We start from the raw sequence: 13179 nt of genomic DNA, 5'->3' as shown, positions 1-13179 counted from the left end.
TTTCACTGTTCCGTGTACAAACAAAAACAGCGCCATAAAGGGCGCTGTTTTAAGTCGTTTAGCCAATCAGTTTAGATGCTCATGAGTAAAGTACGTAGTTGAGCAAAATCAGCGGGCATTTCTTTAGATAACAAGTCTAAGTCTGCGCGGTCAGCTAGCGGTTTTGGTAGGTCAATTTCACGTTGCAAAATCTCTTCTACACTTTCTTTAAACTTAGCAGGGTGCGCAGTACACAGGAATAAACCTTGTTCGCCATCGGCTAGTTGCTCGGTAAGTTGCTGGTAAGCAATCGCACCATGCGGCTCGCACACGTAACCTAAGTCATCTAGAGCTTTAACCGCTTCAGCAGTTTGCTCGTCGGTCATGGCACCTTTACCTAAATCACTTAATGGCCAGCCTTTAGTTTTAAACAGCTCTTCAACACGTGGCCAGTTGTTGGGTTGGCTCACGTCCATCGCATTAGATAAGGTAGCTTGTGTTGGTTTAGGCTCCCAATTACCTGACGCTAAGTAACGTGGCACCGTATCGTTTACGTTAGTAGCAGCAATAAAACGCTTAATCGGTAAGCCCATAGCTTTAGCAATTAAACCGGCGGTTAAGTTACCAAAGTTGCCTGAAGGCACTGCAACCACTAGTTGCTCACGTTGCGCTTTAGGTAACTGTGCAGCAGCTTCAAAGTAGTAACAAACCTGTGCCACCAAACGGCTAATATTGATAGAGTTTGCCGAGTTTAGGCCAATCGCTTGTTTAAGCTCTTGGTCGTCAAAGGCCTGTTTAACCATGCTTTGACAAGCATCGAAGTCAGACTCTACCGCTACCGTAGTAATGTTGCCACCAAGGGTACAAAACAGCTTTTCTTGCAGTGGGCTAATTTTGCCCTTCGGGTAAAGAACTACGACGTTAATGTTTTCCATGCCATAAAAAGCATGTGCTACTGCTGCGCCGGTATCGCCCGAGGTAGCGGTTAAGATAGTGGTTTTATTACCATTAGAGAACTTGGCTAAACACTGAGCCATAAAGCGGCCGCCAAAATCTTTAAAGGCTAAGGTTGGACCATGAAATAGCTCTAGCGCGCTAATTTGCTCAGTCACCTTATTTAAAGGAGCAGTAAAAGTGAAAGCCTTGCTTACCATGTCAAATAGCTCAGCTTCAGACAACTCGTTGTCTAATAAAGCCGCGAGCAACTTTGCGCAACGGGCGTGAAAATCTAAGTCCAGCACCGCATCAATATCATCAAATGCAGGAATGCTATCGGGGAAAAATAAACCTTGCTGTTTACCCAAGCCTTGTTTTACTGCCTGAGTAAAGCTCACCTGCTCTTCGTTGTGTTTTAAGTTATATAAATTCATAGCGACGTTCCTGTTACTCGTGTGCCTTGCTCATCAATTTTACAAACATGGCAAAATCCATCTTCGTTTTGAATAAAATGTTGTTCTAACCAAGCTTTGGTTCGCTCAGCTTGTTCTAATACTGGGGTAACAATATAAACCGTTGGCCCAGAGCCTGAAATACCGCTGGCTAATGCACCACTTTGCGCTGCATAGCTGCGTACTTCATCAAATCCTGGAATCAATTTCGCACGGTAAGGTTCAGCCACAATATTATCCTTTAATAAGGCTGCGGCTAACGCTGGCTGCTTACTATAACTGGCATGAACAAAACCTGCCAAATTACGGCCGAATTCTAAGGTGTCTTGGCGGCGATACTGCGCCGGCAAAATAGAGCGTGCTTGAGCGGTTGAAATATTAATGCCTGGGTAGGCAACAATCCAATACCAATCTTCAAAATGGGGAATAGCTTGGCTAGTCACCCCAGCTTCTTGCAACATTAGCTGCATGCCACCTAAATAACATGGCGCTACGTTATCGTAGTGCACGCTGCCGCTAATTTGGCCTTCTAACTCGCCCATCATAATTAGCATTTGCTCTTTATTAAATGGCGAATCAAGGTAGGCATTTAAGCCCTCTAACGCAGCCACTACCGAACAGGCGCTAGAACCCAAACCACTACCAATAGGCAGGTTCTTTTCTAGGGTCATCTTAACGCAGCCAAGTACCTTGCCATGATGCTCTGCATACTGCTTAACAAAGTAGTGGTAGCAATCGTAAAGAATATTCTGTTTCGGATCGGCTGGCAGTTTATGTGCGTAAGGACCAACATTTTCGATGATCACATCATCGCCGCTGGCAGCTTCAACCAATACTCGATCACCTAATAGCTGCCCATCAATTGGCGACAGCGCTGCACCTAAGCTGTCAAAACCTACGCTTACATTTGCCGTAGAGGCTGGAGCATAAACAACGACACTCATGTTACACCTCTTGGTTCCAGTTAAGCGTTCTTAATACGTCGGCAAATACGCCCGCTGCAGTTACCGCTGTACCCGCACCATAACCACGCAATACTAATGGAATTGGCTGGTAGTAACGGCTGTAGAAGGCTAATGCATTCTCACCGTCTTTCACGCGGTGTAATGGGTCATCTGCCGCAACGGCACTTAACGACACTTTGCAAACACCCTTATCGATGCTGCCTAGGTAACGCAATACTTTGCCTTCAGCAGCCGCTTCATCCATAAGCTTAGCGAAATAAGCGTCTGCTTCAGGTAAGCGTTGCATAAAGGCTTCGGTATCACCGCTTGAATCAAAATTTGGTGGCAAGGCCATATCAATTTGAATATCTTCAATGCTTAGTGGCATGCCCGCTTCACGCGCGAGAATGAGCAGCTTGCGCGCTACGTCCATACCCGATAAATCATCACGCGGGTCTGGTTCGGTAAAGCCATTTTCACGAGCAATTGTAGTGGCTTCAGAAAAGCTCATGCCTTCGTCTAGCTTGCCAAAGATAAATGACAGAGAGCCAGACAAAATTCCGTTAAAGCGCTCTAATTTATCACCCGCTTTTAGCAGGTTCTGTAGGTTTTCAATCACTGGCAAACCAGCACCTACGTTAGTGTCGTATAAGAACTTACGGCGCATTGCCATGGCCGTTTTACGTAGCTGTTGGTAATACTCCATGCTCGAAGTATTGGCTTTTTTGTTGGCCGTAACCACATGGAAGCCATTCGCTAAAAATTCTGCATATTTACCGGCGATATCATCGTTGCTAGTACAGTCTACGATCACCGGATTAATTAAGTGGCTTTGGTCTACCAAGTTAGTGACATTGTCTAAAGTAAAGCCACCATTTTCTTCGGTTGCAGCCAATTGCTCTTGCCAGTGCTCAAGATCCAAACCTTTTGAATCTAATAACAACTTACGGCTGTTAGCTACGCCACATACACGAATACCTATTTGCTGTTCTTTTAAATGACTCTGCTGCGCATGAATCTGCTCTAACAAAGCACCACCAACACCACCTACGCCTATTAGGAATAAGTCGATAAAATGCATACTGTTAAAGAAGTTCTGATGACAAGCGCGAATTGCTTCAGCTGCTTTATCTTGCGACACAACCGCAGAAATTGAACGCTCAGACGAACCTTGAGCAATAGCAACAATATTAATGGCCACTTCTGCCAGTGAGGTAAAGAAGCGTGCGGCAACGCCTTTACTGCGGCGCATACTGTCGCCCACCAAAGAAATAATCGCTAGCTTATCAATGGCTTCAATGGGCTCTAAAAGCTGGTTAGCTAACTCAAGTTCAAACTCTTCGTTTAGCGCAGCCAAGGCACGCGATGCATCAATACTGTGAATACAAAAACTTACGCTGTATTCGCAGCTAGATTGCGTAATAAGGGCAACCGATACTTTACTGCGAGAAATGCTCTCAAAGATCCGCCCGGCCATGCCAACCATGCCTTTCATGCCAGGGCCAGACACCGTTAGCATGGTTAACTCCGACAAGCTTGATAAAGCTTTAACTGGCAAATCATCTTGTGCAGGGCTTTGCGCGCCAATTAAAGTACCTTCACCTTGTGGGTTAAAGGTGTTCTTAATAAGGCAAGGAATATGGTATTGAGCAATTGGGGCAATGGTTTTTGGATGAAGTACTTTAGCGCCAAAGTAGCTAAGCTCCATCGCTTCTGGATAACTTAAACTGCGCAGCAAGCGGGCGTCTTCAACAATGCGAGGATCACAGTTGTAAACACCATCTACATCGGTCCAAATCTCGCAACATTCCGCATCTAAACAAGCTGCCAAAACTGCTGCGCTGTAATCAGAACCGTTACGACCAAGTACTACAGTTTCACCTTGCTCGTTACCCGCAGTAAAACCAGGCATTAAATAGATGAGATCTTCTTGAATCATCGCCTTGTTGAAACGCTGTTTAGAGGCTTGAATATCAACAACCGCTTCTAGGTAACCACCGGAAGTAGCCACTAACTTTTGCTGAGGAATGATGATTTCGGCGCTATGACCACGAACCGACAATAAGTGGTTCATAGTATGAATGCTAAGCTTTTCGCCAGTAGACAGTACTTTGGCGCGAATGTTGTCTGGGCACTGTTGTAACAGCGCCACACCTTTCAATAGTTGGCGAAGCTCGCCCAACTCTTGGTGCACCATTAACTGCATTTGCTCAATGGCAAAGCCAGCGTACTTTTCTTTTAGTTTTGACAATAACTCTTGGAAGGTAGCGTTAATGCGGGTCAAATAGCTTTCGCCATCGTTACCGTGACTAACTTTATCTACTACAGCAACCAAATCATTGGTTACCCCAGCAGGGGCAGACAATACCACTGCCATTTGAGATTGATGCTGATTGCTTAACACAATGTCTGCAGCGCGATTAAAGCGCTCAGCGTCAGCTAAAGATGATCCACCAAATTTTAAAACTCGCATTATTCCTCCCAAAAAAAAACCCGTATCGTGGTTGATACGGGCTTTCTTCGATGTAGTAAATTGCTACAACCAGCCCGACCCGCATGTGGTGGTGCGGGTAATAGTTCCGGTGGTTGTGTAAGCAAAACGTACTAGCATCTTAATAAAAAAACTAAATCCAATTTATGGCCATACCTTAACCAGCTGAGGTGGATAGTCAAGCTTTATTTATCTAAGCCAAATGCATAAAAGTGCGCTTTTAACCTTATTTATGCTTTAAAGGAAGTTTTTTTAAAGAATGAGCTTGGCCGTGCATAAAAGACATAGAGCGCAATAAACAGCTTAAACCAGCAGCTTTTAATAGAAAACTCAGGGCTCTAGCGCCTTTTAATCTAAGCGCTTGAAAACAATCGTCTACTCAATGTACAAAAAATAGTCGAAACAACCGAGTAAAGTGCTAAACATAAAGGTGAATTACCACAGCCGCAACTTCACAACAAAAATTTGAACAGGTGTTTAAATCCTGCCATAGTGGATAAAAAAACAACAATAAGAAATAGCCTATGACGCAATTAATGGAACACCAAGCCGCCCATGCCATGCTGCAGCGCTTCAATAGCTTTTATCAATGCTTCTTGGAAGTAACTCGCGGTGCTCAAAAACGCTTTGAAGAAGCCGACTGGATGTCGGTGCAACTTGCTTCACGAGAACGTATTCGCCTTTACGACCACCACGTAACAGAAGCACGAGCAGCGATTAAACAGCTCACCGGCCACCTACAGCGCAGCGATGCCTTCTGCGCAGCGGTAAAATCGCATTACTCAGAGTTACTTAAACAGCATGATAATTTTGAAGTGGCCGAGTCGTTTTTCAACTCTGTCTATCAACGATTATTTCATCATCGCTATATAGAAGAAAGCCAACTGTTTATCCGCCCTAGCCGATGCAGCAAACTGTATGATTATCAACTACTCACCCATACTTATCAGAACACTTCGTTGGATACCTTATTAAAGCAGCTCTTCGAAGACTATCGTTTTAATATCGAATACGAAGATTTAACCCGAGACATAAGGTTTATTAAGCAGCGCTTGACGGAACTTCCGCAACTGGCTCAGCAACAGCTGCATAAAATAACCATGTTGCAACCGGTGTTTTACCGCAACAAAGCCGCTTACCTTATTGGCCAATACACCAGTGAAGATCATAATTTCCCCATTGTGTTTCCCTTACTTAATCAGCAAGGCAAAGTGGCAGTTGATAGCGTACTTATCGATAGTGACGAAGTAAGTATTATTTTTGGTTTTGCGCGCTCTTACTTCATGGTAGATGCCCCAGCCCCGCGCCGAATAGTCAACTTTCTTAAGCAACTGCTGCCCAATAAAACTGACTACGAGCTATTTACCGCCATTGGCTGTCAAAAACATGGTAAAACCGAATTATATCGTCACTACCTCAATCACTTGCACAATTCCAGTGATCTATTTGAGCTAGCACCCGGCATCAAAGGCATGGTGATGAGCGTATTTACCCTGCCTTCTTACGATGTTGTATTCAAAATTATTAAAGATGAATTCACCCCGCCAAAAGACGTAAGCCACGCCATTGTGAAAGAAAAATATCGACTGGTAAAACAGCACGATAGAGTCGGCAGAATGGCCGATACACAAGAGTTTTCTAACGTGGAGTTCCCCCTAGCGCGTTTTAGCCAAAGCTTACTGGATGAACTGCAAGCTGTTGCGCCATCGATGCTGCGTATCGAGGGAGATTCCATCACTATTAAACACTTATATACAGAACGAAAAATGATCCCGCTTAACATGTACCTAGATCAAGCTGATGAAGCGCAAACTCGGCAAGTTATTGACGAATATGGCAACGCCATCAAACAGCTAGCTGCAGCCAACATCTTCCCCGGAGATATGCTGTTTAAGAATTTCGGGGTCACCCGTCATGGTCGTGTAGTATTTTACGACTATGATGAGATTTCCTATATGACGGAATGTAATTTTAGAGAGTTTCCAAAATCTCAATATCCTGAAGATCAATGGGCGGCACAACCCTATTATTCAGTAGGACCTAACGATATCTTCCCTGAGGAGTTTGCCACCTTTTTATTGGGAAAACCCATGGTTAAACAGGTGTTTAAAGAGTTACATGCAGAGCTTTTCCAAGCCAGTTTTTGGCAAGAACTGCAGCAAAACATCAAAAACGGCCAATTTGAAGACGTATATCCATACCGAAGACGCCGTCGATTTATTAACCGTTAGACGATTGTGCTAGAAAATTTGACTTTAAAATCATTTATTAGGCTTTCTACAAATTTTTGAAGATCCACAATGATCTTAAAGCGATGATCATCCATACTACTGATACTAAGAAAAACAATAACAAGGAGACGGCAGTGGCTAAGTTACTATTACAGCGTTCGATTGCTGCCGTGCTTGTTATTGCAAGCAGTTCTCTAGCGGCCGCTGAAGTAGAAAATGAAATCAGCTTAAGCTATGGCGATGGCGAACACGTTCAGCTATCGTCACGCAGCCAAGTTAAAAACTGGTACATTACCGGTTACAATAACAGCCAATTTGTGAGTACCGGTGAAGCCAATGATGTTGATTCGTGGTTTTTCAACGGTGGTTATCAACACAAACTTCGTAATGAGCTTTCTTTATTTGTAGAAGCCGGGGTGAATAACCAGTACGACGACATTGCTACACGTAAAGGCTTTAACCTTTCGACAGGGCTTAACTACCAACCCTTAAAAAGCTTATCGATTCAAAGTAAGTTAGTCCAAGTTCACCAACCCAAGTACGACAATACTGAGCATAGCTTAGAACTATCTAGTACTTACCATTTACTTAAAAACATTGACGTTAAAGCTGTTTATCAACTCGAGGCTCAACAAGATAAAGAAACGCAACAGCAATTGCAGTTTGGCTTGGGCTACCGCTTTTAGGCAAACCCTTCTGGCAAATCCAGCGCTTCCTCGCTAAGTAAAATACCATTTTCATCCGCATATAGGTACATACCCGGCTGAATTGCTTGCCCTGCAAAACTCACTGAAATTGCTAACTCACCCAAGCCCTTACGCTCTGTTTTCATCGGACAAGCAGCTAATGCTCTAACCCCCAATTCCATAGTGTTAATAGCAGCTACATCTCTAATCGCACCATAAATCACTACGCCAGCCCAACCTTGTAAATAAGCAGAATCAGCAATCAGATCACCCATTAACGCTCTGTGAGTACAACCTCCGCCATCAACCACCAGCACTCGTCCTTCTCCGGGGCTTGCTAGTAGTTCTTTTACTCGACTATTATCCTGCCAACACTGCACAGTTTGCACTTGGCCATAAAACAGCTTTTTAGCCCCATAAATTTGGAAAACAGGCTCGAGCAATTTAACTTGTGCTGGATATAAATCGCACAGTTCCGGAAGCAAATCTTGCATAGCGATAATCCTCTATCATCTTTTGTTGTAAGTCTTAAGGGTATTCCACCAAAGAGGCTCAATTTTCCCAAGCGAAAGTAAACACAACCTAAACAATTAATATTGTAGAGATAGCAATCGCTCTCTAGGCCATTAAAAAGCCTTTTGCCTGAAAGCCTTTGCAATATGTTGAACATCAATTAACGAGCAGTCAACAATTGCACTAAAATCGTAATGATTTAGATCAGTTAAACCACCAAATACCCAAAAATGGGGAAACGGGTGACACTTAAGACATGAAATAAAATGACAGTCTAACCAGCGACTAAATCGTCGACTACGAGTAACACCATCAGAGGTTATGGCGGAGAAAACTGCAAGCTATTGATATTTATAGTCGCTCTTTGCCTAGAAATCAGTATTTTGATGCAAATTAAACATGTAGTTTATTTTCAGTATTGTTTTGTAAAATTCACTTTATTCGTAAATTTCGATTGATTTGAATCAAAAGCACCGCAGAAAACGTAAGCTTTTTTCAGACTCAAGTTGTTATATCACTGTTAAGCCCATAGAATATGTTTACTGCTTGTAACGAACAATGCATCTGGAAGGTCTCATACGCTGATTTATCATGCGTTTTAGACAAACTATTTGTCTATTTTTTTGCCATTCAACGAGTTTTAACACAAACTCAACATGGAAGAATAAGTAGCCATTATCTCACCTTCTATAATAGTGCTACCTGTTCGCAAGCCAACTTTATTCTAAACAGCATTGGGGAAGACCATGACACCAAATATTTTAATTGTCGAGGACGAACTGGTCACTCGTAATACGCTTAAAAGCACTTTTGAAGCCGAAGGTTACAATGTGTTCGAAGCGATTGACGGCAATGAAATGAACAGCGTATTAGAAGCGCATTCCGTTCACTTAATTATCATGGACATTAACCTTCCTGGTAAAAACGGTCTATTGCTAGCGCGTGAGTTACGCGACCGTGAACAAATAGCATTAATGTTCCTAACCGGACGCGATAACGAAGTAGACAAAATACTTGGTTTAGAAATTGGTGCCGATGACTACATCACCAAACCCTTTAACCCACGTGAATTAACTATTCGAGCTCGTAACCTACTTAACCGTACCGTAAATGGTCAAATAGCTAACGAGGAAAAAGGAACTGTTGAAGAATACCGTTTTAATGGTTGGACCTTAGATATTAATAGTCGCTCATTAGTTAGTCCAAACCAAGATACTTACAAACTGCCACGTAGTGAGTTTCGTGCCATGTTGCATTTTGTAGAGAATCCCGGACAAATTCAAACTCGCGCCGACTTATTAAAGAAAATGACCGGCCGAGAACTAAAGCCGCATGATCGTACGGTTGATGTCACCATTCGCCGCATCAGAAAGCACTTTGAGTCGATCCCTGAAACCCCAGAAATCATCGCTACCATCCACGGCGAAGGTTATCGTTTCTGTGGTGAAATTGAATAAACGATAAAATCGTATCAAAACCTCGCAGTTTGACGAGGTTTTTTTATACTTGCTAGATGCTCAAATTATGAGCAAAGCAACAAGTATTAACTAAATTGAACAATTAATAAGCCACATTTGTGAATCATAAATCGACATTATTTTGATCGACATTCGGATTTGTAGTTATTTTTCTACATATCCTTTTGTGATCAATCTTGTATAATGTGCGCAGATTTTTTACTAGCATCCTTAACGGAGAGTCACTTCAATGAAGAAAACCAAAATAGTTTGTACCATTGGTCCAAAAACTGAATCGGTAGAAATGCTAACTAAGTTAGTTGAGTCAGGCATGAACGTAATGCGCCTTAACTTCTCTCACGGCGACTTTGCTGAGCACGGCACTCGCATCAACAACCTACGTGAAGTTGTTAAGAACACTGGCAAATCTGCTGCTGTTTTATTGGATACCAAAGGTCCAGAAATCCGCACTATCAAACTAGCTGGCGGCGAAGACGTTAGCCTAGTAGCAGGTCAAGAGTTCACTTTCACTACAGACCAAACAGTAATCGGCGATGCAACTCGCGTAGCGGTAACTTACCCTGGTTTTGCTGCTGACTTGAAAGTAGGCAACATCATCCTAGTGGATGACGGCCTAATTGAAATGGAAGTTATCGCAGTATCTGACGACGAAGTTAAGTGTACTGTTCTAAACAACGGTGACTTAGGCGAAAACAAAGGTGTTAACCTTCCTGGCGTTATCGTTCAACTTCCTGCTCTTTCTGCTAAAGATAAAGGCGACTTAATCTTTGGTTGTGAGCAAGGTGTTGATTTCATCGCTGCTTCTTTCATTCGTAAGAAAGAGGACGTACTAGAAATTCGTCAACTTCTTAAAGAGAATGGCGGCGAGAAGATCCAAATCATCTCTAAAATCGAAAACCAAGAAGGTGTAGATAACTTCGACGAAATTCTAGAAGTTTCTGACGGCATCATGGTTGCTCGTGGTGACTTAGGTGTTGAAATCCCAGTTGAAGAAGTAATCTTCGCGCAGAAGATGATGATTGAGAAGTGTAACCGTGCTCGTAAATTGGTTATCACTGCAACTCAAATGCTTGATTCAATGATCAAAAACCCACGTCCAACTCGTGCAGAAGCGGGCGACGTTGCTAACGCAATCCTAGACGGTACCGATGCAGTAATGCTTTCTGGTGAGTCTGCTAAAGGTAAATACCCTGTAGAAGCTGTATCTATCATGGCAACTATTTGTGGTCGCACTGACGCAGTAATGCCTTCTAACTTAGATCCAGCACGTGATAGCGGTAAACTACGCATCACTGAAGCGGTATGTAAAGGTGCTGTAGAAACGTCTGAGAAGCTAAGTGCTCCTCTTATTGTTGTTGCTACTGAAGGTGGTAAGTCTGCGAAATCTGTTCGTAAATACTTCCCACAAGCTAACATCTTAGCAATTACTACTAACACTAAAACTGCTGCTCAACTTTGTTTGACTAAAGGTGTTATTCCTCACGTTGTTGACAGCATTGATAGCACTGACTCTTTCTACGCGCTAGGTAAAGAACTTGCGATGGAGTCTGGTCTTGCTAACAAAGGCGACATCGTAGTGATGGTATCTGGTGCCTTAGTACCTTCTGGTACTACTAACACTTCTTCTGTACACGTACTGTAATTTACGTTTACCGAAGCTAAAAAAGGCGCCTAAGGCGCCTTTTTTTATACCCAAATTCTTAGCTCTGAGCGACTGGCTTGTAATCAGCCAAATGCACCATATCATTTAATATCGAATCAATTTGCTCTAAGGCTAGAGCATCCATGTTAATGGCCCTTGGGTAAATCGGTTGATGACGGTCATCTAACCAGTGGCTTACCCAATAATTGGTTGAAAGCAAAAACTCACGAGCGTATTGCTCATTTACCGCCAAACACCCTCGCAAGCACACATCTAAATAAGACTGTAAAATAGGGCTATTGCTCTGCGGATGCCAATACTCTTTAGCCACATAGGTATATATTTTAACCGCTGGCTTTGGCAACACATCTAAGAGATCAAGCTGTGCAACATCGAGTAATACTCTATCGTAATCTTCTTCGCGCTTATCCAGTTCAGGCAAGAAGCTTTCATCAAAAGGAATCAGCACCCCATTCACGCTGGCATTATTATCGGGAGTAATTACAACAGCGGAACGGTCATCAGCGCTTTTTAAACCACTCCAATAACGTTGGTAGCCATGTAACCGCGCTGCATACGCATGTTCACCAGGAAAGGTACACTGTCTGCAATCTGCATCAATTAAACTGCCATAACCAAAAATGTAAATCATCAATCACTCCTAGAAACTTGATGCGACAAAATATACTTACTAAAACAAGCCCATCTGTGGGCTATTGCTCGACACATGATAATGAAACTGCTCCGCCTTATATGTACACGGCTCCCCGCCCAACCAGCGCAAGCCTTGCTCGAGTTCAAACAACAAAGGCATGCGATGATGATATTGTTGCAAAGCATTCGCTGCAGCTTGAGTAAGAACAACTAAGTGCTGTTTTCCCTCAGAAGCCTGCAAATACAAACCACCCAGCAATAATACATTTTGATGCTCCAAACTAAACTCAAAACGTTCTTGATTACGCCATTCATGCCACGCTTTTACCGGCAGTAAACAACGCTGGGTTTTCCAGGCGTTGTGAAACATCGCTTTATTAGCCGCGCTTTCTACTCGAGCATTAATAACAAGCTGGGGATGTCGAGGGTGCTTTACTCCCCATATAAAAGGCTTACAACGCAGGGTTTCCTGCTCAAAGATTAAAGCTGGCAACAACTCACTCGGACGATACTGTTTGGTTTCGCCAAAATCTAGAAATAACGAATCCACACCTACGGCTTGTCGTATTTCATATTCACCGCCAATCATTACGCTACCGCACACGTTTTTGTTATCCCACCTTGATTATCTGCTGGCTGTTGCTAGCTAATAGTAAATACAAACAGTAACATAATCTGTAGTAAACGCTTTCAAACTAATCGTATTTAAGAGGTAACATGGATACAACCACCCGCACCATGAACGTTCGCAAACGTATTGCATTGGTAGCCCACGACCATAAAAAAACGGCGTTAATTAACTGGGCGAAGAATCATCGTGAAGATTTAGTTAAACATCAACTATTTGGAACTGGCACCACCGGCACACTGTTGTCACAGCAAGGGTTTGAAGTAGAGGCCTTGTTAAGCGGTCCAATGGGTGGCGACCAACAATTAGGCGCAATGATTGCAGAAGGTAAAATAGACTTAATGATCTTCTTCTGGGATCCGCTAGATGCGGTTCCGCATGACCCTGATGTCAAAGCGCTACTGCGCTTGGCGGCGGTATGGAATATACCTATGGCAACCAACCAAGCGACGGCTGAATTTATCTTAGCCAGCCGTCACTTTAATCAGGAGTTTTCGGTAGATGTGCCCGATTACGCGGGTTATCTAAAACAGCGTACTAGTTAA

General features: G+C 43.1%; 11 protein-coding genes. 5 read left to right on the top strand and 6 right to left on the bottom strand.

The genetic code is table 11. The features are described from left to right. Positions 1-71: 71 nt before the first annotated feature. The 3 genes from thrC to thrA are packed head-to-tail and all read right to left on the bottom strand — an operon-like array spanning position 72 to position 4784. Positions 72-1349: a threonine synthase gene (gene thrC, locus K5L93_RS13695; protein WP_220720332.1), complete on the bottom strand. Its 1278-nt coding sequence runs from the start codon at positions 1347-1349 to the stop codon at positions 72-74. After that, on the bottom strand, positions 1346-2311 hold the full coding sequence (gene thrB / locus K5L93_RS13690) for a homoserine kinase (protein ID WP_220720331.1): 966 nt from the start codon (positions 2309-2311) through the stop codon (positions 1346-1348). Before thrB ends, thrC begins: the two co-directional genes overlap by 4 nt. A 1-nt stretch (position 2312) precedes the next feature. Beyond that, on the bottom strand, positions 2313-4784 hold the full coding sequence (thrA, locus tag K5L93_RS13685) for a bifunctional aspartate kinase/homoserine dehydrogenase I (protein WP_220720330.1): 2472 nt from the start codon (positions 4782-4784) through the stop codon (positions 2313-2315). A gap of 542 nt (positions 4785-5326) precedes the next feature. On the opposite strand from thrA, the gene aceK reads away from it, so the two are divergent. Together aceK and K5L93_RS13675 are read left to right on the top strand one after the other, a co-directional pair. Further along, positions 5327-7033, top strand: a complete 1707-nt coding sequence (gene aceK, locus K5L93_RS13680; protein WP_220720329.1) for a bifunctional isocitrate dehydrogenase kinase/phosphatase — start codon at positions 5327-5329, stop codon at positions 7031-7033. A 134-nt stretch (positions 7034-7167) separates the two neighbouring features. Then, positions 7168-7719, top strand: coding sequence for a DUF481 domain-containing protein (locus tag K5L93_RS13675; protein ID WP_220720328.1), 552 nt, complete (start codon positions 7168-7170; stop codon positions 7717-7719). Here the strand turns inward: K5L93_RS13675 and K5L93_RS13670 are convergent. Then, positions 7716-8213, bottom strand: coding sequence for a putative 4-hydroxy-4-methyl-2-oxoglutarate aldolase (locus K5L93_RS13670; protein WP_220720327.1), 498 nt, complete (start codon positions 8211-8213; stop codon positions 7716-7718). The two genes, K5L93_RS13675 and K5L93_RS13670, sit on opposite strands and share 4 nt — an antisense overlap. A 765-nt stretch (positions 8214-8978) precedes the next feature. Between K5L93_RS13670 and arcA the strand changes: the two genes are divergently transcribed. Both arcA and pykF read left to right on the top strand, forming a co-directional pair. Further along, positions 8979-9689 (top strand): two-component system response regulator ArcA, encoded by a 711-nt coding sequence (gene arcA / locus K5L93_RS13665; protein WP_220720326.1) that lies wholly within the window; start codon positions 8979-8981, stop codon positions 9687-9689. 250 nt (positions 9690-9939) lie between these two features. Next, positions 9940-11352 carry a pyruvate kinase PykF gene (gene pykF, locus K5L93_RS13660; RefSeq protein WP_220720325.1) on the top strand — a complete coding sequence of 471 codons (1413 nt, stop codon included), beginning with the start codon at positions 9940-9942 and terminating at the stop codon, positions 11350-11352. 58 nt (positions 11353-11410) lie between these two features. Here pykF and K5L93_RS13655 read toward each other — a convergent pair whose 3' ends face one another. Beyond that, positions 11411-12004, bottom strand: a complete 594-nt coding sequence (locus tag K5L93_RS13655) for a gamma-glutamylcyclotransferase family protein (protein ID WP_220720324.1) — start codon at positions 12002-12004, stop codon at positions 11411-11413. A gap of 39 nt (positions 12005-12043) precedes the next feature. After that, positions 12044-12610: an SOS response-associated peptidase family protein gene (locus tag K5L93_RS13650; protein WP_220720323.1), complete on the bottom strand. Its 567-nt coding sequence runs from the start codon at positions 12608-12610 to the stop codon at positions 12044-12046. Between the two features lie 113 nt (positions 12611-12723). Here K5L93_RS13650 and K5L93_RS13645 point away from each other — a divergent pair, with 113 nt between their 5' ends. Beyond that, positions 12724-13179, top strand: a complete 456-nt coding sequence (locus K5L93_RS13645; RefSeq protein WP_220720322.1) for a methylglyoxal synthase — start codon at positions 12724-12726, stop codon at positions 13177-13179.

It is taken from the genome of Agarivorans litoreus, from assembly GCF_019649015.1.
Taxonomy (GTDB): Bacteria; Pseudomonadota; Gammaproteobacteria; order Enterobacterales; family Celerinatantimonadaceae; genus Agarivorans; species Agarivorans litoreus.
This window is presented reverse-complemented; position numbering and strand designations above follow the sequence as displayed.